At 71.9% G+C, this 23,554-nt stretch carries 22 protein-coding genes; 18 read left to right on the top strand and 4 right to left on the bottom strand.

Annotated features, from left to right (window positions below):
- Nucleotides 1-57 precede the first annotated feature (57 nt).
- The 12 genes from ACWD0J_RS11845 (at nucleotide 58) to ACWD0J_RS11790 (ending at nucleotide 11,894) form a co-directional block, all read left to right on the top strand.
- The gene (locus tag ACWD0J_RS11845) at nucleotides 58-1,098 is read left to right on the top strand and encodes an ATP-binding cassette domain-containing protein (protein ID WP_451495653.1); all 1,041 of its coding nucleotides are present in this window, start codon (nucleotides 58-60) and stop codon (nucleotides 1,096-1,098) included.
- Entirely contained in the window at nucleotides 1,091-1,873 is a 783-nt protein-coding gene (locus ACWD0J_RS11840) for an ABC transporter permease (RefSeq protein ID WP_451495617.1), read from the top strand. Before ACWD0J_RS11845 ends, ACWD0J_RS11840 begins: the two co-directional genes overlap by 8 nt.
- 105 nt (nucleotides 1,874-1,978) lie before the next feature.
- The gene (locus tag ACWD0J_RS11835) at nucleotides 1,979-2,632 is read left to right on the top strand and encodes an HAD family hydrolase (protein WP_451495616.1); all 654 of its coding nucleotides are present in this window, start codon (nucleotides 1,979-1,981) and stop codon (nucleotides 2,630-2,632) included.
- A gap of 300 nt (nucleotides 2,633-2,932) precedes the next feature.
- The gene (locus tag ACWD0J_RS11830) at nucleotides 2,933-4,102 is read left to right on the top strand and encodes an acyl-CoA dehydrogenase family protein (RefSeq protein WP_451495615.1); all 1,170 of its coding nucleotides are present in this window, start codon (nucleotides 2,933-2,935) and stop codon (nucleotides 4,100-4,102) included.
- 46 nt (nucleotides 4,103-4,148) lie between these two features.
- On the top strand, nucleotides 4,149-4,595 hold the full coding sequence (locus ACWD0J_RS11825; RefSeq protein ID WP_451495614.1) for a type II toxin-antitoxin system RatA family toxin: 447 nt from the start codon (nucleotides 4,149-4,151) through the stop codon (nucleotides 4,593-4,595).
- Nucleotides 4,592-5,608 carry an NAD-dependent epimerase/dehydratase family protein gene (locus tag ACWD0J_RS11820; RefSeq protein ID WP_451495613.1) on the top strand — a complete coding sequence of 339 codons (1,017 nt, stop codon included), beginning with the start codon at nucleotides 4,592-4,594 and terminating at the stop codon, nucleotides 5,606-5,608. The genes ACWD0J_RS11825 and ACWD0J_RS11820 overlap by 4 nt, the downstream gene beginning before the upstream one ends.
- 147 nt (nucleotides 5,609-5,755) lie before the next feature.
- A complete protein-coding gene (locus tag ACWD0J_RS11815) occupies nucleotides 5,756-6,823 on the top strand; it encodes an inositol-3-phosphate synthase (RefSeq protein WP_451495612.1) in 1,068 nt (355 codons plus the stop codon).
- Between the two features lie 32 nt (nucleotides 6,824-6,855).
- Nucleotides 6,856-8,046: a methionine adenosyltransferase gene (locus tag ACWD0J_RS11810; RefSeq protein ID WP_451495611.1), complete on the top strand. Its 1,191-nt coding sequence runs from the start codon at nucleotides 6,856-6,858 to the stop codon at nucleotides 8,044-8,046.
- Entirely contained in the window at nucleotides 8,043-9,050 is a 1,008-nt protein-coding gene (locus ACWD0J_RS11805) for a hypothetical protein (protein WP_451495610.1), read from the top strand. Before ACWD0J_RS11810 ends, ACWD0J_RS11805 begins: the two co-directional genes overlap by 4 nt.
- Nucleotides 9,047-9,835 carry an SDR family NAD(P)-dependent oxidoreductase gene (locus ACWD0J_RS11800; protein ID WP_451495609.1) on the top strand — a complete coding sequence of 263 codons (789 nt, stop codon included), beginning with the start codon at nucleotides 9,047-9,049 and terminating at the stop codon, nucleotides 9,833-9,835. The genes ACWD0J_RS11805 and ACWD0J_RS11800 overlap by 4 nt, the downstream gene beginning before the upstream one ends.
- Before the next feature lie 4 nt (nucleotides 9,836-9,839).
- On the top strand, nucleotides 9,840-10,649 hold the full coding sequence (locus tag ACWD0J_RS11795; protein ID WP_451495608.1) for a histidinol-phosphatase: 810 nt from the start codon (nucleotides 9,840-9,842) through the stop codon (nucleotides 10,647-10,649).
- A 108-nt stretch (nucleotides 10,650-10,757) separates the two neighbouring features.
- Nucleotides 10,758-11,894, top strand: coding sequence for a hypothetical protein (locus ACWD0J_RS11790; RefSeq protein ID WP_451495607.1), 1,137 nt, complete (start codon nucleotides 10,758-10,760; stop codon nucleotides 11,892-11,894).
- Nucleotides 11,895-11,928: 34 nt separating this feature from the next.
- On the opposite strand, the gene ACWD0J_RS11785 is transcribed toward ACWD0J_RS11790, so the two are convergent.
- Both ACWD0J_RS11785 and ACWD0J_RS11780 read right to left on the bottom strand, forming a co-directional pair.
- On the bottom strand, nucleotides 11,929-12,912 hold the full coding sequence (locus ACWD0J_RS11785; RefSeq protein ID WP_451495606.1) for a phosphotransferase: 984 nt from the start codon (nucleotides 12,910-12,912) through the stop codon (nucleotides 11,929-11,931).
- A complete protein-coding gene (locus ACWD0J_RS11780) occupies nucleotides 12,909-13,478 on the bottom strand; it encodes a hypothetical protein (protein ID WP_451495605.1) in 570 nt (189 codons plus the stop codon). Before ACWD0J_RS11780 ends, ACWD0J_RS11785 begins: the two co-directional genes overlap by 4 nt.
- A 182-nt stretch (nucleotides 13,479-13,660) precedes the next feature.
- On the opposite strand from ACWD0J_RS11780, the gene ACWD0J_RS11775 reads away from it, so the two are divergent.
- From ACWD0J_RS11775 to ACWD0J_RS11750, 6 genes are all read left to right on the top strand, one after another.
- Nucleotides 13,661-14,374 carry an SDR family NAD(P)-dependent oxidoreductase gene (locus ACWD0J_RS11775; protein ID WP_451495604.1) on the top strand — a complete coding sequence of 238 codons (714 nt, stop codon included), beginning with the start codon at nucleotides 13,661-13,663 and terminating at the stop codon, nucleotides 14,372-14,374.
- Between the two features lie 311 nt (nucleotides 14,375-14,685).
- Nucleotides 14,686-15,705, top strand: a complete 1,020-nt coding sequence (locus tag ACWD0J_RS11770) for a hypothetical protein (protein ID WP_451495603.1) — start codon at nucleotides 14,686-14,688, stop codon at nucleotides 15,703-15,705.
- Nucleotides 15,706-15,771: 66 nt separating this feature from the next.
- Nucleotides 15,772-16,875, top strand: coding sequence for a hypothetical protein (locus tag ACWD0J_RS11765; RefSeq protein ID WP_451495602.1), 1,104 nt, complete (start codon nucleotides 15,772-15,774; stop codon nucleotides 16,873-16,875).
- A 39-nt stretch (nucleotides 16,876-16,914) separates the two neighbouring features.
- The gene (asnB, locus tag ACWD0J_RS11760) at nucleotides 16,915-18,654 is read left to right on the top strand and encodes an asparagine synthase (glutamine-hydrolyzing) (RefSeq protein WP_451495601.1); all 1,740 of its coding nucleotides are present in this window, start codon (nucleotides 16,915-16,917) and stop codon (nucleotides 18,652-18,654) included.
- A 97-nt stretch (nucleotides 18,655-18,751) separates the two neighbouring features.
- Nucleotides 18,752-19,381 (top strand): histidine phosphatase family protein, encoded by a 630-nt coding sequence (locus ACWD0J_RS11755; RefSeq protein WP_451495600.1) that lies wholly within the window; start codon nucleotides 18,752-18,754, stop codon nucleotides 19,379-19,381.
- 727 nt (nucleotides 19,382-20,108) lie between these two features.
- The gene (locus ACWD0J_RS11750) at nucleotides 20,109-21,443 is read left to right on the top strand and encodes a DUF3500 domain-containing protein (protein WP_451495599.1); all 1,335 of its coding nucleotides are present in this window, start codon (nucleotides 20,109-20,111) and stop codon (nucleotides 21,441-21,443) included.
- On the opposite strand, the gene ACWD0J_RS11745 is transcribed toward ACWD0J_RS11750, so the two are convergent.
- Together ACWD0J_RS11745 and ACWD0J_RS11740 are read right to left on the bottom strand one after the other, a co-directional pair.
- The gene (locus ACWD0J_RS11745; RefSeq protein WP_451495598.1) at nucleotides 21,440-22,396 is read right to left on the bottom strand and encodes an IS481 family transposase; all 957 of its coding nucleotides are present in this window, start codon (nucleotides 22,394-22,396) and stop codon (nucleotides 21,440-21,442) included. The two genes, ACWD0J_RS11750 and ACWD0J_RS11745, sit on opposite strands and share 4 nt — an antisense overlap.
- 58 nt (nucleotides 22,397-22,454) lie before the next feature.
- Nucleotides 22,455-23,408, bottom strand: a complete 954-nt coding sequence (locus tag ACWD0J_RS11740; RefSeq protein WP_451495597.1) for a LysR family transcriptional regulator — start codon at nucleotides 23,406-23,408, stop codon at nucleotides 22,455-22,457.
- Nucleotides 23,409-23,554: the final 146 nt, after the last annotated feature.

The raw sequence follows: 23,554 nt of genomic DNA, 5'->3' as shown, positions 1-23,554 counted from the left end.
CCGCCACCGGCACGGACTGCGCGCCGCGCCGCCGACGGCCGGGCACCGGCACTGGCCATGCGCGCGGTGACCAAGCGGTACGGCCGCACGACGGCCCTCAACGACGTGGACCTGACCATCGCCGACGGCGAGATCGTGGGCCTGCTCGGTCACAACGGCGCGGGCAAGAGCACCCTGATGTCCCTGGTGGCGGGGCTGCTGCGGCCGGACGCGGGGGAGATCGAGGTGCGAGGCTTCTGCTCCGTCCGCGACCCGCGCCGGGCCCGCCGCGAACTCGGCCTGGCACCACAGGAACTGGGCGTCTACCCACCTCTGACGGTACGTCAGAACCTGCGGTTCTTCGCCGAACTGGCGGGGCTGCGCGGCCGGGAGGTCCGGGTGCGCACCGATGAGGTGGCCGAACCCCTCGGCCTCACCGCGCTGCTCGACCGCCGGGTGTCCCGGCTCTCCGGAGGCGAACAGCGGCGTGTGCACACCGCGATGGCGCTGCTGCACCGGCCCAGGCTGCTCCTGCTCGACGAGCCCACCGCGGGCGTGGACGTGGAGACCAGGGCCCGGCTCATCGCCTTCGTGCGGGAACTGGCCGCCGCCGGGACGGCCGTCTGCTACTCCACGCACTACCTGCCCGAGGTCGAGGCGCTCGACGCGAACGTGGCCATCCTGGACCACGGCCGCATGATCGCGCGCGGCACGCTCCCGGAGCTGGTGCGCAGCCACGGGGACAGCGCCGTCGAACTGACCTTCTCCGGCAGCCCGCCCGCGCTGCGCCTGCCCTGGCCGGTGGCCCACGAGGGCGACGTCGTGCGCGTCCGCGTCGAGCAGCCGCACCTGGCGGCGCCCCAAGTGCTCGCGGCGCTGGGCGAGTCGGCGCGGCGGCTGGTCAACCTGCGGGTCGTGCAGCCGAGTCTGGAGAGCGTCTTCCTGCGACTGACCGGACGGTGGTACGCGGACGGCCCGGACCCCGTCGGCGCCCAGGTGACCACGGACGCCACAGGTCCGGAGCGCGACGGTGCCGCCGCGCCAGGGCCGTCCGGCGAGACCGGCGACGGTCCCGCGCCGTCCGGCGAGCAGACCATGGAGGCGGGACGCCATGGGTGACGGTTCCCTGGGCCGGATCGCGGCACTGGTCCGGCAGGACGGGCGGCTGCTGGCGCGCGACCCCGCGCCGCTGATCATCCGTACGGTCATGCCGCTGCTCCTCATGAGCTTCATGCAGCCGCTGTTCCGCACCGCGCTGCTGGCCGACGACGTGCGCGGCGCCACCGGCGCCGAACAGGGCGTGCCCGGCATGGCGGTGATGTTCCTGTTCTTCCTCGTGAACGTCGTCGGCTTCGCGGTGTTCCGGGAGCACGGCTGGAACACCTGGGACCGGCTGCGGGCCGGGCCCGCGCGGCCGTTCGAGCTGGTGGCCGGGCGGGTCGTGGTGCCGCTGGCGGTCGCGGTGGTCCAGCTCGCCGTGATGTTCGCCGCGGGCGGGCTGCTGTTCGGGCTGCGGGTGTCCGGTTCGTATCTCGCGCTGGTCGTGGTCGGCGTGCCACTGGCGCTGTGCGTGGTCATGGTCGGCATGGCGCTGGTCGCGCTGTGCCGCACGATCTCCCAGCTCAGCGTCTTCGCCAACCTGCTCGCGCTGCTCTTCGCGGGGCTCGGCGGCGCGCTGACTCCGCAGTCCGCGCTGCCGGACTGGGCACGCCCGCTCGCCCCCGGCGTGCCCAGCTACTGGGCCATGCGCGGGTTCACCACCGTCATCCTCGACGGCGGCGGGGTGCGGGCGGTCCTGCTCCCGGCCGGTGTGCTGTGCGCCTTCGCCGCGGGCCTCACCCTCGTGACCCTGGCCTTCTTCCGTACCGAGGACCGCAAACTCTCCTGGTCGTGAGGCCGGGCCCCGGGCCGGCGCCCGTCCCGCGACCCGCCCCCGGAGCCCGTACAGCGTCAACGCAGCGACCTTTGCGCACCCGAACACCAGAGAGGGACGACAGCCATGCCCGCCGCCGTGGTCTTCGACTGCTTCGACACGCTCGTCATGTCCCGGCCCCTGCCGGGCGCCGAGCACTTCACCGCCAGCCTCGCGGACGCGCTGGAGCTGGACCAGCGGCGCGCGGGCGAGGTCGTGCACACGGTCTTCACCGCCGTGTTCGCCGCGATGTCCGACCGCTCGGCGCTCCAGCCGGCGACCATGGACCTGCTGGACGCGGCCCTGCGGGAGCGCGGTGAGCCGCGGGGGAGAGCCGACCTGGAGAAGGCCCTGTGGAACGCGCTGGGCTGCGCGGACCCGGATCAGTACACGCTGTGCGAGCCGGCGGCTGACGCGATGCGCCGGACCGCCGCGGCCGGTCACACCGTCCGGCTGATGTCCAACTGCTATCTGCCGGGCCCCTTGATGCGCAGGCTGCTGCACCGGCTGAAGGTGCCCGAGGTGTACGACCGGACACTGTTCACCGCCGACGGCGGGCCGAAGAAACCCGATCCGCGCGCGTTCCGGCTGATCGGCGAGGGCGACTTCGAGCGGCGCGTGATGGTCGGCGACTCCGAGGAGAAGGACATCGCGCCGGCCGCCGCGCTCGGCTGGGACACCGTACGGGTCGATCCGGCCGATCCCGACCTGACGCGGCTGCTCACCCTGCTGGACCTGTGAGAACCGGCATGCCGTCCGCCCGGCCGCGGCCGGGGCGATCGGTGTTCCGCACACAGAGACACTCACTGATTTCAGCCGCCCCATCTGCCTACGGTCTACCCGGTACCGCCCGTTGATCCCGTACGGGCCGCCACCTCGCCCTCTCGCCCTTGCGCCCTCACCGCCCCCGCCGTGCGGATGGAGTCGATACGTGCAGTCCCTCTCGCCACCGGCCGCCCGCCCCGAAACCCCGGGCCGGTCCGCACCGCGCCGAACCCGCGGGGGTCGGGCATGAGCGCGCCGAACCCGCAGGGGACAGGCGTGAGCGCGCCCGCCGATGACGCGGCCGGACGGAGCGGCGCGGGCGAGGCCCCGCACCTGGCCCTGCTCGGCGCCGGCTGGAGCACGGCCTGGAGCCCCGCCCCCGCCCGCGAGGGCGCCACCGGCGCCGAGCGCATCCGCGACCTCGCCTCCGGTGGTTACGCGGCCCTGCCGATCCCCGAGGAGTTCGGCGGCGCGGGTGCGACCCTCGTCGAAGTGGCCGCCGCCCAACGCGCGCTGGGCATGGCCGACCCCTCGGCCGCCGTCGCGCTGAACATGCACGCCTTCACGGTCGGGCTGATGGCCGACTACTGGAGGCGGCACCGGGACACGAGCTGGATGCTGCTGGAGGGGATCGCCGGCTCCGGCGCCCTGGTGGCGTCCGCGTTCGCCGAACCGGGCGGCAGCCCCAACTTCATGAGCAGCCGCTCCGAGGCCGTCCGGACCGCCAAGGGCTACCGGGTGTCGGGCACCAAGTACCCCTGCTCGCTCGCCACCACGGCGACCCTGGTGTGCCTGACGGCCCGCGTCAGCGGTACCGACGAGACGATCCTCGCCCTGTGCCCCCGCTCCTCTCCCGGCCTCACCGCCGAGGGGGAGTGGCCCTCGCTCGGCATGACGCAGTCCGACACGGCGCGGTTGGTCCTGCGCGACGTGGAGCTGGACGACCGGCTCGTCTTCCACCGCGGCCCCGCCGACGTCATCGACGACAACGTCGTCTCCGGCATGGCGTGGTTCGCCGTGCTGCTGACCGCCACCTACCACGGCGTCCTCAGCGGGCTGCTGGACGTGGCGTACCGCCAGGTGACCGGCGCGGGCACGTTCGGGCCGAGAACGGCCCTGCTCGGCCGCGCCACCCGCGAGCTGCTGACGCTCGGCGGCGCCTGCCGCCAGTTCGGCGCGGACGTCGAGTCGGGCGCGATCGGCGGCCACGCGGCGCTGGCCGCCGCGGTGGGACTGCGCGCCTCGCTGAGCGACACCCGCGACCGGGTGCTGACCGCCGTCACCCCGGTCATCGGCAGCCGTCTCTACGGACGCGGACAGCGGGCCGCCGGCCTCCTGATCGACTCGCTCGCCGTCCACCACCACCCACCGTCGCTGCTGACCTGCGACGAGGCAGTCGGCGCCTTCTGCACGGGGCGCGAGATGAGCTTCGACCCGGTCGGCTGATCCACCCCGCCCCGCCCCGCCCCGCGCCCTAAGGAGACACACCGCCATGCCCCATGTCGAGGTCAATCTGCCGATCGAAGCCCCGGCGGCCGACGCCTGGCAGGCCGTCACCCGGCTGGAGGACTACGCCGCGTACATGGAGAACGTCGAGTCGGTCACCGTACTCGGGGAGACGGAGGGCGGCGCCCGTACCAGCGAGTGGTCGGTGCTGCTCAAGGGCTCCGTGCTGGAGTGGGTGGAAGTCGACGAACTCGACGAGGCGAACCGCGTCATGTCGTTCTCCCAGGTCTCCGGCGACCTGGACGAGTTCAACGGGTACTGGCGGGTCGAGGACCGCGGGGACGGGACCTCGGTGGTCACCTTCTCGGTCGACTTCGAGATCGGCATCCCGCTGCTCGCCGACATGCTCAACCCGGTCGCCAGCCGGGCGCTGCGTGAGAACTCCGAGCACATGCTCCGCGCCATCGAGCAGCGGATAACGGCGGTCTCGTGACCACGCCCGCCCGGATCCTGGTGACCGGCGCCACCGGCGCCGTGGGCAGCGCCGTGCGGCGCTCCCTGGAAGCGGCGGGCCACCAGGTGCACGGCGTGAGCCGCCGCGGCGGAGCACAGCCGCGGCAGTACGCCTGGCAGGCCGGCCGGCAGGAGCCGCCGCCCGAGGCGCGCGGCCCGTGGGACGCCGTGGTCCACTGCGCCGCCGACACCAGCTGGAACCTGCCCGCCGGGGAGGCCGACGAGGCGAACGTCGCCCCGCTGCGGGCCGTGCTGTCCCTGATCGGCCCCGGCACCCATCTGATCCACCTGTCCTCGTCCTACGTCACGGGCCTGGAGGGCGGCACCGCCTCGCACTCACCGGACGCCTACCGCAACTCCTACGAGTGGTCCAAGGCCGCCGCCGAACGCCTGGTCCACGCCGAGCGGGACAGCGCCGACATCGTGCGCTTCCCCATCGTGATGGGGACGCGGGCCGACGGCACCCTGGACCGCTACAGCGGCTTCTTCTGGCTGCCGTCCTCGCTGTGCAGCGGCGCCGTCCCCGCCCTGGTGGCGGAGAAGGAGGCGCTGCTGGACATCGTCAGCACCGACGACGTCGCCGACCACGTGACGCGGCTGGTCGCACTGGGCCCGCCGCCGGGCCGGAGGCTGTCGGTGCTGGGGCGCGGCGACCGGGCCCAGCGGGTCCAGGAGGCGTTCGACACCATCCTGGACGCCCTCAACTCCTGGCGCGCCGAGCAGGGTGTGCCGCTGCTGGACCGGCTTCCCTATGTGACGCCCGACCAGTGGAACCGCTTCTACCTGCCGTTCGCCGAGGAGTACCTGGACCGGGCGCAGCTGCTGCGGGTCACCGCCCTGCGCGCGTACCAGGGTTATCTGTCGGTCACCGAACCGTTCGAGGTCACCGGCCGGGTGCCGGACACCGAGCAGGTGCTGTTCCGCTCGATCCGGCGGTGGGCCGAGACCCATGAGAACTCCGCCCGCCGGGTGCCCCGGCCGTGGAAGCCCTGACGTGCCGCGCACGGCGCGGGCCCCGCGTCCCGCGACGGCGCCCCGGGAGCCGTCGGCTCACGTTCTTCTCCCCCGCCCCGGACGCGTCCGGAAGCGAGGGCGAGGCAGCCCAGTAGTTGGTGTCCGCGTGGAAAGGAACAACCTGTCATGAGTCCCATACGTGTCGCGCTCGCCGGCGCCGGAAATTGCGCGTGGAGCTTCACCCAGTTCGTCGCCCTGGCCCAGGCGGACCCCGAAACCCGCCTTCCGGGCCTGATGTGCCACACCGTGGGCGGCTACCGGCTCGCCGATGTGCGGGTCGTCGCGGCGTTCGACGTGGACGCGGCGAAGGTCGGGCGGCCCCTGTCCGAAGCGTTCACCGCCCCCGCGATCTCCGCGACGGGCTTCGTCGAACTGGGCGGGGACCGCCACGCCCCGGTCCTTCCCGCCCCGGTGCTCGACGGCCTCACGGGACCGCTCGGCTCCGTGGTGGAACTGGCCGCCGCCGCGCGCGACGCCACCTCGGAGGACGTGGCGAAGGCACTGGTCGAACACGAGGTCGACGTCCTGGTCGTCGCGCTGCCCACCGGAGCCTCCCAGGCCATCCGCATGTTCGCGGACGCGGCCCTCGCCGCCGGGGCCGCCGTCGTGAACTGCACCCCCGAGGAGCTGGCCCGCGACGAGGCCGTCAGCCGCAGATTCGCGGACGCGGGCGTCGTCCTCCTCGGCGACGACCTGCGCAGCCACCTCGGCGCGACCTGCCTGCACACCGCCCTCATCGAGCTGCTGCTCAGCCGCGGCCTGGAGCTGGCCAGTACGTACCAGCTCAACGTCGGCGGCAACACGGACTTCCTGAACCTGGCGGACGCCGGCCGCTCGGCCTCCAAGTTCGCCTCGAAGGCCAACGCGCTGCGCGCGGCGGGCATGACCGACGTCGACGGGGTGGCCGGGCCCACCGGGTTCATCGGGCATCTCGGCGACAGCAAGGTGTGCTTCGCCAACGTCAGGGCCAAGTCCGTGCTCGGATCCGAGGTCCAGATCGACATCAAACTCACCGTCGAGGACAGCCCGAACGCCGCCGGTGTCATCGCCAACGCCGTACGCGCCGCGAAGACCGCGGCCGACCGGGGCCTGTCCGGCAAGGTGGACGCCCCGTCCCCGCTGCTCTTCAAGAGCCCCCCGCACGGCCTGCCCGAATCGCAGGCGCGGACCGCCTTCCTGGACTTCGCCTCCTGACAACCGCCGGTCATCGAAGAGAGGAACGGTCAATGCTGTCGATACAACGGGACTCCCGATCGGTCGAGGACCTGCCCTACGAGCTCGTCGAACGCAAGGGGGTGGGACACCCGGACACCATGTGCGACGCCATGGCGGAGCGCATGTCGCGCTACTACTCCCTCCACTGCCTCAAGGAGTTCGGCGGCGTCGCCCACCACTGGTTCGACAAGGTGACGCTGTACGGCGGCGGCGCGGACACCGACTACGGGCGCGGCGAACTCACCTCGCCGTACCGGGTGATGGTTTTCGGCAAGGCGGCCTTCCGGGTCGGCGCCGTCGAGATCCCGGTGCGGGAACTGATGTTCCGCGCCGCCGCCGACGTACTGGCCGAGGTCACCACCGGGTTCGACGCCGCTCGCCATCTGGTCGTGGAACTGGGCGTGGTGGACCACCAGGGCTCGGGCCGCGGCCGCTCGCGGTACCAGCCCGCCTCGGCGGACGGCCTGGTGCCGCTGCGCTCCGGCGGGCTGGTCTCCAACGACACCAACCTCCTGCACGGCTACGCCCCGCTGTCCCGCCTGGAGAGCGTCGTACTGGGGCTGGAGGAACTCATCAACGGGTTCGCCTTCAAGCGGCGCCACCCGGACTCCGGCTGGGATGTCAAGGTGTTCGGCAGCAGACGGCAGGGCGCGTTCAGCCTGGTCGTCAACATGCCCTTCCTCGCGTCCCGCATCGAGTCGATGGACCACTACCTGGCACGCAAGGCGGTGATCCGCGACGAGCTGGAGGAGTACGTCCGCTCGCTCGGCATCCCGGACTGCGACCTGCTGATGAACGCCACCGACCGCAACGGCCGCCCCTACCTCACCGCGCTCGGCTCGGTGGCGGACACCGGGGATGTGGGCGTCGTGGGCCGGGGCAACCGGGTCAACGGGCTCATCACCCCCATGCGCCCGATGAGCATCGAGGCGCCCGCGGGCAAGAACCCGCTCGACCACACCGGCAAGATCTACAACGTCATGGCCATGCGGCTCGCCCAGCAGGTGCACGACGAGTTCGGCGGACCGGCGCAGGTGCACATCTTCACCTCCAAGGAAGCGCCGCTGGAGCGCCCGGACGAGGTCGTCGTCACGACCGCCGGTGCGGACGAGACGGCCCTGCGCGCCCTGGTGGAGGCCGCGGTCGCGAGCTCGGGGGACCTGACGGCCGAACTGATCGAGACGGGCGTCACCCTGTGGTGACCGCCGAGGACGCCCGGACCCTGGTCACCGGCGCGCGCGCCACGGGCCGGCGCACGGACACCGGCCGCCCGCAGGCGCCCGCGCCCGGGACCGGCAGCCACTTCGTGGTCCTGGTCAAGCCGGAGGTCATGACCGCGGCCCGCGCGGGCGACGCGCTGGCGGAGACGGTACGGGTGCTCGGCGGGGGGGACGTGAGAGTTCTGCGCGGCGCCGTGATGCCCGCCGGGGACTTCGCCGCGCGCGGATACCTGCTCGGGCACTACCCGCGCCTGCACCGGGTCGCCGCGGACGGCCCCCGCGCCCTGAACTCCAGCGCCCGCAAGGAACTCACCTCGCTCATGAGCGCGTCGCGCACCGCCGAGGCGATCGGGGCGTACGAGGCGATGACGCGCGAGGCGGACCTGTCCCCGCAGGCGCTGGAAGAGCGCTGCCGGGAGGCGGGCATCCACAGACTGGGCTCCGGATCGTACGCCTCGGTGACCGCGCTCAACGGGCGCCGGGTCACGGTGCTGAACGGCTTCCTGCCGGCCCTCGCCGCGGGGTACACCGCCCCCGGAGCCCTGGTCGGCCTCCTCGAATGCCACAGCGACCGGGAGATCGAGGAGCTGCGCGGCGAACTTCTGGGAGCTCTGCACCCGGCCGACGCCGACCGGGAATCGCTGCGCGGCGCGCTCGGCACCCTGGCCGCCGGGCACGCGATCGCCCTGTCCGAGGGCCGCAACGCCGTCCATCTGTCAGCGGGCCACCTGGAGGGCATGTTCCAGGTCTGGCGGTATTTCACGGCCCCCGACGGACAGGGCGTCGAGAGCACCGCGTTCGGCCGGTCACTGGCCGCACGGGGGGTGTCCCCGGCGACGACGGCGGCCACGGCCGCCGACCACAACCTCGCCGAGGGCTCCGGGGAGACGGTGGCCCCGCACGGCGCCACCGAGAACCTCCACCGTGCCGCCGCCCTCGATCGGGTACAGCAATGGGCCGCCACGACACAGGAGTGGGGAACGTGACCGGGTTCGCGCGAGGACTCGCCGGACGCACCGCGGTGGTGACCGGCGGCGCGCAGGGAATCGGCGCCGCGGTCGTCGAGCGGCTGTGCGCCGAGGGCTGCCGTGTCCTGATCTACGACAAGAGCGCCGAGCACGGGCACGCCGCGGTGGACACGTGGCGTCACAAGGGCCACGAGGTGCGGCTGGCCGTGGGCGACGTGACGGACTCGGCGGCGGTGACGGCGGCGTACGCCGGTGTACCGGACGACTGGCCGGCGCCCACGCTGCTGGTGAATCTCGCCGCGGGCTTCGTGTTCAAGGGCCTGGAGGCCACCGCGGAGGACTGGCACGCCGCGCTGGATCCCACCGTCATCGGCCTCTCCCTGGTCATCCGGGAGTTCGTCGCCGGGCTGCCGGAGCGCGACGCCGACGCGGCGATCGTGAACATGGCATCCATCTCGGCGCACATCTCGCAGAGCGGCTACCTGACGTACAACACCGGCAAGGCCGCCGTGCTCGGCTTCACCCGGTGCGCCGCAGAGGAACTGGCGCCCCGAGGCGTGCGGGTCAACTCGGTGAGCCCCGGAACGGTGTGGAACGCCAACAACGAGCGCTACCACCGCGAGGCGCTGGGCCTCGACCGGGCCACGGCCGAGGCCGCCGCGGAACACGGCGGAAAATTCCTGCTCAAACGGTTCGCCGACCCGTCCGAGGTCGCCGCGCCGATCGCGTTCCTGCTGTCGTCCGACGCCAGCTTCATCACCGGCACCGACCTGCCGGTCGACGGCGGATACCTGGCGGTATGACGTCATGATCGATCTGCACACCCACCACAACCGCTGCGGCCACGCCACCGGCTCCCTGCGGGACTACGTCGTCGCCGCGCTGGACAAGGGCGTCAAGGTCCTGGGGCTGTCCGACCACACCCCGATGTTCGCGGCCGACGAGGACCACGCGCTGCCGCCCGTGGCGATGCCCAAGTCGCAGTTCCCCTCCTACGTCGCCGAAGCCCTGGCGCTGAAGGAGGAGTTCGCGCACAGCATCGAGATCCTCGTCTCCACCGAGGCCGACTTCTTCAGCGGCCGCATGGACCCGTACACGAAGGCGCTGAGCGCCCACCCGCTGGACTACGTCATCGGGTCGGTCCACATGTTCGAGGGCCGGGACATCTTCGACGTCACCCGCTGGGAGACCGCCGAGGCGCAGGACCTCGCCGCCGTCAAGGCGCGGTACTTCCGGGCCATGGCCGAATGCGCGAGGTCCGGGCTCTTCCACGTCATGGGGCACGTGGACGCCCTCAAGGGCAACCACCCCGAGCTGGGCGCCGCCCCCGCGCCCGCCGCCGCCGACGAGATGCTGCGCGCCATCCGGGACTCCGGCGCCGTGATGGAGATCAACACCTCGGGCGGCACCAAGAAGTGCGGCGGCTGGTATCCCGAGTCCGACCTCCTCGAACGCGCCCACCACTTCCGGGTCCCGATCACCTTCGCCTCCGACGCGCACGTGCCCGAGCGCGTCTGCGACCAGTACCCCGAAGTGGTCAGGGTCCTCGGCGACATCGGGTTCCGCACCTGGACGGTGTTCCGCCGCGGCACCGCCCGGACCCTCCCCCTGTTCTGACCCGCGCCGAGCCGTTGTCCCGAGCCGAGCCGCTGCCCCCCGCCGACGACGATCCGGCCGTGACGGTGTTCCGGCCGGCCGACCCTTCCTTCTGGAGCCTCCATGCCCGTGAGCGAACTTGCCGCCGATGCCCCCGCCGGTGCGACCACCCGGCATCTGCTGGTCCGCGACCAGCCGTTGAGGACGGTCACCACCTCCGCCGAAGCCGACGCGCTCGTGACGGAGACCTTCTGCCCGCCGGGGATGCTGGGCGTGACCGAGACCCCCCACGCGCCCGATCCCGATCTCACCGTGGTCGACCTGACCCGCGAACCCGCCGAGATCCACGCCCTGCTCCGCGAGGCGGCCGCCACCGCCGTGCCGGGCGAGTACGAACTCACCCGCGGTCACCGGCTGCCGCGGTACGACGACGACACCGGCACGGTCTTCACGCTCCGGGACGTGAACGCCGACGAGACGGCCGCCCTGATCCGCACCGAGCGCCGCGTCACCCTGCTGCGCCCCCGGTCGGGCCTCGGCGACCGGTGGCTGACGCGGATCATCCGCGATGTGGCCACCCGTATCGCCAAGGCCGACGGATCCCTGGTCCTGCACTCGTCGGCGTTCGTCCACGACGGCGGCGCCCACCTGGTGATCGGGGACTCCGGGGCGGGCAAGTCCACCACGGCCATCGCGCTGGCCCGGCTGCTGCCCGCGTCCGGCTGGATGGGCAACGACCGCATGCACCTGGACCGGAGTGAGGAGGGCTACCGGGTGACGGCCTGCCCCCTGCCGCTCGCCGTCAACAAGGGCTCCCTCGACGTCATGGGCGTCACCGACTTCGACGCCTGGTCGGTGCGCGCGGGCTTCCCGGCGCCCGGATCGGACTGGGACCGCTTCCAGGGCGAGGACAAACTGAAACTGAGCTCCCAGGAGGTCAGCCGGTACCTGGGCGTCCGCGTCGTGCCGAACGCCCCGCTCGCCGGTGTGATCCTGCCCCGCGTCGACCTCGCGGCGGGCTACTTCCTCGAACCCGCCACGCCCGGACACGCCGCCGAGGTGATCAGGAGGAACTGCTTCTCCCTCGACGACAACCTCTACGGCGAGGACTGGCTGAACGTCCCCGTCCGGCGGCGGGCCGCGCCCCCCTCGGTCGACGCCTTCCTGGCGCACCTGGCCCGACTGCCCGTGCTGCGCTGCTCGGTGGGCAGCCCCGCCGACGTGGCGAAGCTGGCGGTCGACTTCCAGGACGCCGTACGGGCCTGACGGCTCTGGGGGCCGCGCTGCGGGCGGGGAGCCGTCAGCGGTCGCGGCCCGCGTCCGTCTCCAGCGCCCGCGCCGTGGAAGCGAGCAGCTCCAGGTTCTGCCGGAACCGCGCCCAGAAGCGCGAGATCCAGCCGAGGTACCACGGCCCCAGGCTCGCGTCGCGCTGCCCCAGCAGCGTCACATGGCCGTGCCTCGGCAGGAACCACAGAGCGCCGAGCCGTGCCAGATCGGCGGCGCTCGCGTACGGCACGCGCAGACGTGTGTGCAGGTGGGTGAGGAAGCGCCGGAGCGCGTGGGGGTCGAGTACGAAGTCACCCCGGCCGGCGCGGCAGGAGAGCCACAGCGCCTTGCCCGCGTCGGCCGGACGGCGGGAGAAACCGGCCTCGTCCCAGTCGATCACGGTCATCGCCCGGCAGGCGCCGGTGATCAGGTTCCGGCCGTGCAGATCGCCGTGGTGCACCACCAGGCCGTCCGGGCTGGTCAAACGCGTCGCCCCGGACCGCAGTTCGCCGATGTGATCGTCCATGGCGCGCGCCAGATTCGCCCACTCGCCGGCCAGGAGCGGCGCCACGAGTGCGTGCTCACGCCCGGCGTCGGACACCCACGCAGAGGCGTAGTCCCCGACCAGTTCCTCGTCCGCGCTCACTCCGTCCGCCCGTTCCGAAAGGCCGACGAGCACGTCGACGACCTCGGGGATGTGCCGGCGCGCGTCGTCCGAGGCCGTCCCCGGCACGTGCGGCCGGATCACCACCAGCCGGGGGCGCCCGGCCTGGTGGAACCCCATGCCGAGCACCGGCGGGTACCAGGGCGTCCCGCGCAGCGCCTCGTCCACGCGCCCCAGACGCCGGAACTCGGTGCCGGACGACCGGTCCGCGCAGTGCACCTTCACGGAGAGCGCCCGGCCCGCCTCGGTGACCCGGTACGAGGTGTTCAGGCCGCGCCCCTCAAGAGGCTCGGCGTCACCGGCCGCGACGAGCTCCATGGCGCGGCCGACCGTCAACGGTGCGGGCGCGGTCATGGCCGGCGGCCGCCCGCGGCCGCCTCGCCGCCGAGCCAGTCGGTCACGGCGGCGACCAGCCGGTCCAGCGGCTGGGCGCTGTCCAGCCGCAGCACCGGGCAGCTGAGCCCGGCGAGCCAGCGCTCGTCCTTGGACCGGCGGCTCGGGGCCCCGGTGTCCTCGTAGCCCCGCGCCCAGTCCATGAAGTCGTGGTGGGCCGCCTCATGGGCGCCGCCGTCGCCGATGGCGTCGCCGTAGCGGACGAGCTCACGGCGTCTGAGCCGGTCCATGCGGGCGTCCGCCCCGATGGTCAGGAACACGACACCCTCCACCTGCGCGATGACGCTGTCGCCCCAGCCCCGCAGCGTTCCGGAGAGCACCCAGGCGGGGCGTGGCACGAACAGGGCGTTCATCAGCGCGACGCGTTCCTCGGCCGGGCGCTTGTGGGCGTACGGCGGAGAGGTCGGCAGCCAGAGGTAGTCGTCCACATCCGCGTGCGGTACCGCCGCCAGGGTCGCCAGCGAACGGCCCAAGGTGGTGCTGCCCGCTCCGCTCGGACCGGTCACGAGCAGCCGGTGCGCGCACATCCGCTGCCTCCCCTTCGCCTGGTTCTCCGGTGGCTCTCTGTGCCGGCCGGGTCCAACGAGCCTATACCGCGGTCGCGTTGAGCAGCCCGATGTACGGGGTGCGCGGGTGCGGCGTTCCGCTCTCGCGAACGATCCGCCCGTCGTCCCGGACAGCTCACGGCGAAGGGGCTACGCTCCCCGGCATGCCGAGCGCGCTGGTCACCGGTGTCTCCCGAGGTCTGGGGGCACATCTGTGCCGTGCGCTCAAGGCGTCCGGCTACCGGGTGCTGGGAGCGGGCCTGGCCGCCTCGCCGCAGACCGAGGCCCTGGACGACTACCAGGTGGTCGATCTGCGCGAGCCGCTCGCGGACGACCTGTTCCCCGGTGTGGACATCGACGTACTCGTCAACAACGCCGGGGTCTACCTGGACGACCCCCGTGGCGGGTACGGCGACCTCTTCGCGCTCACCGTGGACGATCTGCGCGACACCTTCGAGGTCAACCTCTTCGGCACCGCGCGACTGGTCCTGGCGTACGCGCCGCGCATGCTCGCGCGGGGGGCGGGCCGGATCGTCTGCGTCTCCTCGGGGATGGGCAGGCTCCAGGACGCCGACGGGGCGTCGTTCGCCTACCGTTCGTCCAAGCTGGCGGCCAACTCCCTGGTCCTCACGGTGGCCCGGCACTTCACGGCCGGCTCCGCCGACCTGTCCGCCTTCTCCTACTGCCCGGGCTGGATACGGACCGACATGGGCACGGAGGCGGCCCCGCACGAGCCCGGCCCCGCCGCCGACGATCTGGTGCGGCTGCTGGACCTTCCCGCCGCCCGCTCCAACGGCAGGTTCTTCCGAGGGCTGAGCGAACTGGGATGGGACACCCGCGGCCCGCTGGTGACGGACCCCGGACCGGGTTCGCCCTGACGTCCCACGTCCGTTCCGCTCAGCGGAATCGCCCGGGACAGGCCGCCGAAACCTTGTCATGATCGAACGAGAGGCCCGTACACCGGTCTTCACACCGGCTCCGTCCCGCGGCCCCGCCCGGCCGCCGACGGCCCTCGCTCCAAGGGGACTGCCGCGGACAACGGCCCGGCCCCCGGGGCGTACACGGACACGGGCCACCGACACGCGACACAGACACGGGGGTGACGCACGCAGTGCAACCGAGCAGCCCGACGCGCCGGTACACCGTTGGTTCACGTTTCGCGAGCACCGGCCTCACCTGCACGCGGTCCGTGGCGGAGCGCATCGACCGGCTCGCGAGCCCTTACCTGACCGTCGGACCCGGCGCGTCCGACCCGGGCACGTGGCAGGTCGTCGCGGACACCGAGCCTCCAAAAGGCGCCGTACCCGAATCCGTCACCGCCCAGGGCGAAGTGGCGGTGGACTACGCGGTCGACCACGCCCGCAGAACCCTCTACCATCTCGCCCCGCGGGGCGAGGCGTGGGTCACCCAGTCACTCCTGCGGGCCACCCGTGCCGTGCACCGCTCGGCGGCGAGCCGGCAGGGCGCCCTGCTCCTGCACGCCGGGCTCGTCGAGATGAACGGCCTCGGAGTCGCCCTGGTGGGCGGCAGCCGGGCCGGCAAGACCTCCTTCATCATGGCCGCCGTGCTGCACGGTTCGGGTGTGATGGTGTGCAACGACGACGTGAGCCTGACGGCGGATCCCGGCGGCGCCGGAGTGCTGGGCGCGGGCTGGCCCCGGTCCGTCTCGGTCCGGCTGGACACCCTGGACCTGCTGTTCGGACGCGCCCGTGCGCGGGAGGTCAGGTCCGCGCTGACCCACCCCGCCAACCAGACGCTGCTGAGCCTGCGGGAGTCGGGGATCGAGGATCACGGGACGGCTCTCATCTACCCCTGGGAGTACGCGGACCTGCTGCACACGAGGATCGGGCGGTCCGCCCGGGTCGACGCGATCGTGCACCTGAGTCTCGCCGACGACCCCTCGGAGGCCGAGGTGGCTCCCGTACCTCCGTCCGAGCGTGCCGAACTGCTCGGTCGGCACGTCCTGGACCTGCCGAACAAGCACCTCAACATCTTCGGCCACGAGCCCGCCCCGGACAGCTTCGCACGCACGCGGGACGCCCTGACAGCGTTGCCGACCTTCCGTTTCCGCTACGAGTTCCGCGACGTGCGCCGGCAGGTCGAGCGGCTCGCCGGCCACCTCGCCGACCGGGTCGCGGGGCCGGACGGGGCAGCGGCCCACCGTCTTTTGGACCCGACCGCGCCCGACGGGCCGCAAGCCCGCCGCTGAGCAGCCCCGCCTTCCGTCCGGCCCGTCCGGCAACCCTTCACACCGGCAGAGAGGGGCAGAGCAGCCGTGCTCTCCTTCCACGCACACGTTTCCCCGGTCGACGGCATGGACGACTTCGACGAAGAGGCCGTACTGGAGAAGATCCATCTCGTCGGCACCGACATGCTGATCCTGTCCGGCTCCCTCGTGGACGGATCGGGCACCCCGTCGTCCGACTTCGACTTCAGCGTCATCGCGCAGGAGCGGGACGAGAGGTTCCACCGGGACACGTTCCCCCGCGAGAGCCACATGAGGTACTACACGAGCGGCGACCGCGTGAAGGCCAGCTTCGACTACCTGCCCCACAGTCTGCTCGGGGTGGACGTCGAGTACTGGACGGTCCAGGAGATCACCGGCATGCTCGCCTCGCACGGGCGGCTGTACGCGCACATGCGCAGCCGCGCCCGCAAGTCCTCCAGTTTCGCGGCCTCCGCCGTGGACTTCCGTCTCCTGTCCCGGCTCACCTACGCCGTGGCGCTGACGAACGCCGCCGAGTTCGAGAAGATCGCGGGTGAGGTGCGTCCGGGCGAGATCGCGTACACGGCGTTCCGCACCGCCGTGGGCAGCTATCCGGACTTCCGCGACCTGGCCGGTATGTGGGCACAGGGCGACTACGAGACCGCGCTGATCGCGGCCCGCAAGCTCGGCGTCGACACCTTCCGGGGCCTGACGCACGCGTACGGCAACACCAACCGCAACCCGAAGTACCTGCCGCGCTTCCTGGCCCGGCTCCCCGAGGCGCTGTCCCCGCTGACCGCACGGTTCCGCCACCTGAACGCCTACGGGATCGCGGGCCCGGCCGACGCGGCCGACGCCGTCCTGGAGTGGCTCGACCTCGTCGACCTGGCCTTCGCCGAGATCCGCCGGGTGCGCGACGAGGCCGAGGCGTTCGTCGGCCGGCAGGACTACCTCGGCCTGCTGAAGGGCGAACTGCACCGGACGATGAGCTGGAACGCGGAGATCTCCAACGAGTACTGCTTCCGGGCACGGGAGGCCGAGGCCGACGTCCCCTCGCTGCGCGAGCTGCTGACGGCCATGACGGCGCGGCGCGCGGCCGGGCACTGCCTGCCGCTCCAGGAGTGGGCCGCCGGCCGCACGGCGCCCGCCGGGGAGAACAACAAGGCTTCCTGAGCAGCCACCAGCCTTCGCCGACCGCCAGGGGAGACGCACGTGTGCCGGATCTACGGCTACTTCGGACCTGACCTCGATGTGACCGCCCTGGACGCCGCGCGCAACGCCCAGGTGTCGGGCGGCCCGGACCAGCAGCACCACGCCCGCGGCGACGACTGGGGGCTGGGCTGCAACCGCCTGTCGATCCAGGACCCGTCCCACGGCCGCCAGCCGTTCACCAACGCCGACGGTTCGGTGCACGCCGTGTTCAACGGCGAGATCTACAACTTCCGCGCGATCAGGGAGGAACTCGCCGGACACGGCGTGCACGTCGACGGCGACTCCGACGGCTCGGTCCTGGTGCCGTACTACGAACTGCACGGCGACCGGTTCGTGGACCGGCTCGACGGCATGTACGCCATCGCCCTGGTGGACCTGCGCGGCGGGCGGCGGCTGAAGCTGTGGTGCGACCCGCTGGCCGTCAAGAGCCTGTACTACTCCGCCACGCAGGACGGCGTCATCTTCTCGTCCGAACTGAGCGGTCTCACCGCCCTGCGCACCAAGCCCCTCGACGTGGACCCGTTCGCCGTCGACCACTACATGAACTGGCAGTGCCTGCCCAACGGTTCGCCGTGGTACACCGGGGCCTCGTCCCTGCACCCGGGGGAGCAGCTGGTCCACGACGGCCGGACCGTCACCGCCCTGCGGCCGCGGCGGACCGCTCCGCCCCCGGCGGACGACGAGTGCACCCCGCAGAGCCTTCGCGCACTGCTGACCGCGGAAGTGGCCCAGATGTCCCAGCAGTTAGCGCCGGTGGCCGTCCAGGTCTCGGGCGGGCTCGACTCCGCCGTCCTCGCCACCCTGCTCGCCCGGCGGCGCGCCGACGTCACGGGCTTCCACGTGACCCACGAGGGCAGCCACACCTCGGACGAGGAGAGCTACGCGCGCGAGGCCGCCGCCCACGCGGGCATCCCGCTCGAAGTGGTGGAGATCCGCGAGGCGGAGCTGCCCGAGCTGATCCCGGCCATGGTGACGGCGCTGGGCACCCCGAACGCGACCCCGCACGCCCTGAGCGCGTACGCGCTGTTCCGGGAGATCTCCCGCGGCGGCTTCCGGGTCTGCTTCGTCGGGGACGGGGCCGACGAGCAGTTCGGCGGCTACCGCCGCTACAGCACCAGCCTGGCGGCCGCCGACGCACAGTGGCCGGCCCGCTACCTCGACCGGCTCTCGCTGGTCCCGCAGGCGCGCTACCGGCAGCTCTACACCCCCGAGTACCGCGCCCTGCTCGACGCCGGCGGGAGCAGCCGGCAGCGGTCCCTGGAGCTGCTGGACCGGCCGGCCCCCTCGCGGGTGGAGCAGCTGCTGGCCTTCGACCGGCTGCACAAGCTGCCCAGCCTCAACCTGCGCAAGCTCGACCACCTCTCCATGGCGCACGCGGTCGAGTGCCGCGTGCCCTACTGCCAGCCGTCCGTCACGGCGTTCGCGCGGCGCACCCCCGACGCGCTGAAGGTCACGGACTCCCGGCGCAAGCGGATCCTGTGGGACGCCGGGGAGGGGCTCGTCCCACGCGCCGTCCAGGAGCGGCAGAAGCAGCCGTTCACCTTTCCCGTCGGCGCCTTCCTGACGCCCGGCACCAAACTCTGGGACTTCGCCACCGACGTCCTGGCCAGACCCCGGATCTGCGACGCCGGCTTTCTGGGCGAAGCCGCCGTACGCGACGTCCTCAGGGAACACGCGCGGGGGCAGGACCACGCCCGGCTGCTGTGGGGGCTGATGATTCTGGAACTGTCCTTCCGCTGACGCCCGCCCGCCGTGCCCCGTGCGGTACGGTCCGGCATCCGGCCGAATCCCCTGCCAAGACCCCCGACCGCAACGCCGAACAGAGAGGTACGCGCTGGTGCGCAGTATCCACGTCGTCACCCACCCTGAGGCGAGCCATCATGTCGAGGGACTGGTCGGAGGGTGGTACGACTCGGACCTCACCCCCGCCGGCCGGCGCCAGGCGGCCTCCATCGCCCGGGCCCTGCGCGCCGAGATCCCCGAGGACACCCGGGTCGAGCTGTTCTCCTCGGACCTGCTGCGGACGCGGCACACGGCGGAGGAGATCGCCGCGCTGTTCGGCGTGGAGCCGGCCTTGGACCGCCGACTGCGGGAGAAGTCCTACGGGGAGGCGGAGGGCAAGCCCCAGGCGTGGCTGGACAAGCGCTTCGTACCGCCGCCCGCCACCGGCGACCGGATGGGACATGACGAGGGCGTCCCGGGAGCCGAGACCAAGGCGGCGCTCGCCCGGCGCGTCTACGCGGCGATGGACGAGATCCTGCGACGCCCCTGCGAACACCAGATCGTCGTGACCCACGGCTTCGCCCTGACCTTCGTCGTGGCGTCGTGGATCGGGATGCCGCTCGACTCGCTCGGTCACGTCAATCTCCGGGCACCCGCGGGCAGCATCACCCACCTGCGCGAGGACGACTTCTTCCACAACCGTCAGGTCGCCCGGCTCGCCGACACCCGGCACCTCGAAGGCTGACGCCACCCGCCCGCCCGCCCGTACCCGACGCCGGAGAGGCCGGAGTGGCCAGTGACCGTGGCTCGGTGGCTCGGTTTCGGGCACTCCTCGCCGGCGGTCACCCTCGGTTACTATGCTCACTTCATACCGGAGGCCGCAAGCAAGGCCCTGGAGCGATGCAGCTTCAGCGGCCTCTGACCAGCGCAGATGAGTCTTTCCGGGTCTTTCAGAGGCGCGCCGTCTGATGTATTCGACTCTCCCCAGCCGCTCCCCAACCGCTGATCCTCCCCAGATTCCCCCCAGGGCGGGCCGCCGTGACGGACGGCGGGAGACCGAATCTCAGCGTTGCCGCAGGCACGCTGAGTAACTGTAGCGGGTGCTCAGTCGGCGTTCCAGGCACTCGTCCGGCCACTGAAACGAGAAGCCGGCCGGCTCCGCATCCGGCCTCCCGCGTGGTGCCCGGACCTGTTGCGCGCTACCAGACCGGTCCGGCATGCGGGAGGCCAACGTCTACGCACCATAAGGTCTCGGCCTCGAAAACGTTCTCCCCGGACACCGATGCAACGCCCATGAGCGGGAGGTACGCGGATCCTCAGTACATCCACAGAGATACAGGTCAGGCGCACCGGTACGACCGGTGCGCGCGCTGCTCGCGGTGCCCGACACAGCGCGTTCTTATGTTGATCGTCCACTGTCGCGTCAGGTGACCGGCCGAGGGGCCGGACTTGGACCAGGGGAGTCAGCGACGATGACCGAGCTCGATGCGGGGAAGACCGAGGCGCAGCAGCCCGAGCGGGAGGCCGGGCGCCGAGCCCACGCGAGCCGCCGCAACTTCATGCGCAAGGTTTTCTTCGCCTCCGGAGCTACTGCCGTGGCGACGATGGGTGGCGCGGGAGCCTGGGCGGCGCTCGCCGACGACACCTCCGGCACGACCGACGCCTCCGCCTCGCCCAGCGGCGCCCCGAGCGGTGCTCCCGGCGGCGGGGCAGGAGGCCCCGGCAATCAGACGATCACCGAGGACTTCTTCGGACTGACAACCGACGGCAAGCGGATCGACGACCTGTTCACGATCCACTCGACCGGTGTCACCACCGCTCCCGTCATCAGCGCCGCCAAGGCGTTCCTTGCCGGCCTCACTGCCGACCAGAGGACGTCGACCCAGTTCACCGTCCACTCCACCGAGTGGCGTCTGTGGAGCAACGTCGACGCCTATGAACGCCAAGGTGTGTCCCTCGCAGACCTCACCGACGCTCAGAAGGCCCTCGGCACCGCACTGCTCAAGACGGCGCTGAGCGCCGACGGCCTGGAGACCACGGAGAAGATCCGCAGGATCAACCAGGCGGCGGGCGAAGCGATCGGCAACACGAACTCCTTCAACGAGGACGCCTACTACTGGACCGTGATGGGCACCCCGTCCGCCACGGAACCCTGGGGGTTCCAGTTTGATGGCCACCATTTGGTCATCAACTACTTCGTCCTCGGTGACCAGGTCGTGATGAGCCCCTGCTTCTGGGGCTCGGAACCGACATCGATGAAGATCGACGGGGAGACGGTCACCGTCTGCCATGAGGAGGTCGTCGCGAGCCTGGCCTTCATCAACTCCCTCACCACGGGTCAGCAGAAGGTTGCCATTGCCTCCTCGACCAAGTCGAACGAGTCAATGAAGGCCGGAGCGTTCTCCGACAATGCGGTACAGGCGTACGAGGGCCTGCGTGGGGAGAGGCTCACCACCGTCCAGAAGAAGAAGCTCCTCGCCATCGTCGAGGTGTTCGTCAGCCGCGCAAAGGCCGACGTCGCCAGGGCCAGGATGGCGGAGGTCTCCCGGCACCTCGCCGACACCTACGTCACCTGGGCCGGCGGTATCGCCGACGACTCGGCCTTCTACGTCCGCGTGCACAGCCCCGTTGTCTGGGTCGAGGTCGACTGCCAGGGCCCTGGCCCGCTCGCCGGCGCCTACGGCGCCACCCAAGGCGGCGACCCCACCCAGCTCCACGTCCACTCGATCATCCGCACGCCCAACGGCAATGACTACGGCAAGGAACTACTGCGACAGCACTACCTGACCTCGCCGCACCACAGCTAGGTGTATTGACCCGCAGGGTTGTTCACGCGGCTGATGGGTGGCGTGCCTCCGAGTGCGGTGTGACAGCGGTGGTGGTTGTAGGTGTGCAGGAAGTCTGCCAGGGCGGTGGTGCGTTCGGTGTTGCCGGCGTAAGGGCGCAGGTAGGCCCATTCGTCGAGCAGGGTGCGGTGGAAGCGTTCGACCTTGCCGTTGGTCTGCGGCCGGTAGGCGCGGGTGAGCTTGCCGGCCGCGCCGGGGTCGGCCAGAGCCTGCCGCCAGGCGAAGCTTTTGCGGTAGGGCCAGGCGTTGTCCGTCAGGACGCGTTCGATGCGGGTGATGCCATGCCCGGCGAAGAATGCCGCGGCCCGTGTCAGGAAGCCCGCGCAGGTGGCGGCCTTCTCGTCGGCGTGGATCTCGCTGTAGGCGAGGCGGCTGTGGTCGTCGACGTCGGAGTGGACGTAGTCGAAGCCCATGCTCGCGCGGGTGGCGCGGCCGGCCTGGCGGCCCAGGACCTTGTGGCCGCCGCCGTCGGGGATGCGGCCGGGCTTCTTGACGTCGACGTGGATCAGCTCGCCCGGCCGTTCGCGCTCGTAGCGGCGGATGATCTGGCCGGTGGGCCGGTCCAGGAAGGCCAGTCGGTTCAGGCCGTGGCGGGTCAGGATCCGGTGCACGGTCGAGGCGGGCAGGCCGAGGATCGGCCCGAGGCGTGCGGGACCCAGCTTGCGTTCCTGACGCAGCCGGCAGACGCGGGCTTCGGTTGAGGCAGTGGTTCGGTGTGGTGTCGTGCGGGGGTGGCTGGAGCGGTCGAAGAGCCCGCTTTCGCCCTCGGACCGCCGGCGTCGGATCCACTTGTGGGCCGTGGGACGGGAGATGCCCATCTCCGCGGCGACGTGCGCGACGGGACGGCCGGAGTGGACACGGTCGATCAGCAGTCGCCTGCCATGAACGGTCGGCCGGGCATGACGGTGGGACACGAAGGCCTCGGAACCGAGTCCGTCGTACAGCCCGATTCGTCTGCCGTCACCTGCGGCCTTACCTGTGAAGGCCCTCTGACCGGGCCCCTGGAGCCATCGCCGGCGGTGTCCGTTTCGGTAGCGGCAGCACGGTCACGGCGTTCGCGAGGTCGGCAACAGGGTCCCCTTGTTTCTCCCGGTCCTGGCGCCAGACGGCCAGGGTCGTCACTTCCAGGTGGGCACCGTCGATGGGCAGGCAGAGCACCTTTTCGTCCGCGAAAATGCGCTGGACGACGCCGCTTTCGTCGTTCGCCATGATGGTGAAGGCGTGTCCTGTGGAGACGACATGGGGGAGGCCGACCGGGCTGTCGACGGTCAGCCGCCGGTGCACTCCGGCGTCGTGGAGGAGGCCGTCGACGTGTCTCAGCAGCGTCGGGGAGTCCTCCTGTCCGTACATGGCGAAGGTCAGGGGGGCCAGCTCCTCCAGACGGACCGAGACGCGTCCGTCGAACACGGACCCGGCCGCGACGACGATCCCGAGCGGACGGCGGCTGACCGGGTGGGTACGCAGACCCTGGTCCACGACCGGGCCGCAGACCAGGGCCAGGTCCACTTCCCCGGCGTGCACCGAGTTCAGGAGGTAGCGGGAGGCCCCGGGACGGATGTCGATCTTCAGGTCAGGGGCCGCGGCGTCCACGGCGTCCAGGACCCTGGTGCGTACGGCGCCGGGTACCTCCCCGCCGATGCCCACCGTGGCGGTGCGGGACGGACCGCGCACCGCGGACGCCAGGGCGGCGGGGACGGCGTCGAAACGGGCGATGATGTCCCGGGCGAGCGGTAGCAGCGCCTCACCGGACGGCGTGAGGCACGTGGTGCGGTGGTCACGGAGGAACAGTCGCTGCCCGAGTTCCTTCTCCAGGTCCTGGATCCGCCGGCTCAGCGGTGAACTCGACATGTTCAGGCGATGTGCCGCGCGGGTGAAGTTGAGTTCCTCGGCCACGGCGATGAAGTAGCGCAGGTGCCACACGTCCACCGCCGCACCGTACCCGGTGCGTCCGCAGCGGTCGCACTCACGTCCGCCGATCGGACGTGGACCGGCACCGGGCCCGGCCCTAGCGTGAGCAGTGACGTCGAACGGCTGCGACGAGCTCCTGGCCCGGCCGCCGGCACGAGACCGGT

The sequence above is a fragment of the Streptomyces sp. NPDC003011 genome, assembly GCF_053591515.1.
Note: the sequence above shows the minus strand (reverse complement) of the source record. Positions and strands in the feature narration are given on the sequence as shown.

Bases quoted from the DNA above. Each gene is read 5' to 3' on its own strand.
- ACWD0J_RS11840 (WP_451495617.1), top strand. From the start codon at position 1,091: ATGGGTGACGGTTCCCTGGGCCGGATCGCGGCACTGGTCCGGCAGGAC.
- ACWD0J_RS11845 (WP_451495653.1), top strand. From the start codon at position 58: ATGCGCGCGGTGACCAAGCGGTACGGCCGCACGACGGCCCTCAACGAC.
- ACWD0J_RS11750 (WP_451495599.1), top strand. From the start codon at position 20,109: ATGACCGAGCTCGATGCGGGGAAGACCGAGGCGCAGCAGCCCGAGCGG.
- ACWD0J_RS11815 (WP_451495612.1), top strand. From the start codon at position 5,756: ATGAGTCCCATACGTGTCGCGCTCGCCGGCGCCGGAAATTGCGCGTGG.
- ACWD0J_RS11780 (WP_451495605.1), bottom strand. From the start codon at position 13,478: ATGTGCGCGCACCGGCTGCTCGTGACCGGTCCGAGCGGAGCGGGCAGC.
- ACWD0J_RS11835 (WP_451495616.1), top strand. From the start codon at position 1,979: ATGCCCGCCGCCGTGGTCTTCGACTGCTTCGACACGCTCGTCATGTCC.
- ACWD0J_RS11810 (WP_451495611.1), top strand. From the start codon at position 6,856: ATGCTGTCGATACAACGGGACTCCCGATCGGTCGAGGACCTGCCCTAC.
- ACWD0J_RS11825 (WP_451495614.1), top strand. From the start codon at position 4,149: ATGCCCCATGTCGAGGTCAATCTGCCGATCGAAGCCCCGGCGGCCGAC.
- ACWD0J_RS11785 (WP_451495606.1), bottom strand. From the start codon at position 12,912: ATGACCGCGCCCGCACCGTTGACGGTCGGCCGCGCCATGGAGCTCGTC.
- ACWD0J_RS11795 (WP_451495608.1), top strand. From the start codon at position 9,840: ATGATCGATCTGCACACCCACCACAACCGCTGCGGCCACGCCACCGGC.
- ACWD0J_RS11775 (WP_451495604.1), top strand. From the start codon at position 13,661: ATGCCGAGCGCGCTGGTCACCGGTGTCTCCCGAGGTCTGGGGGCACAT.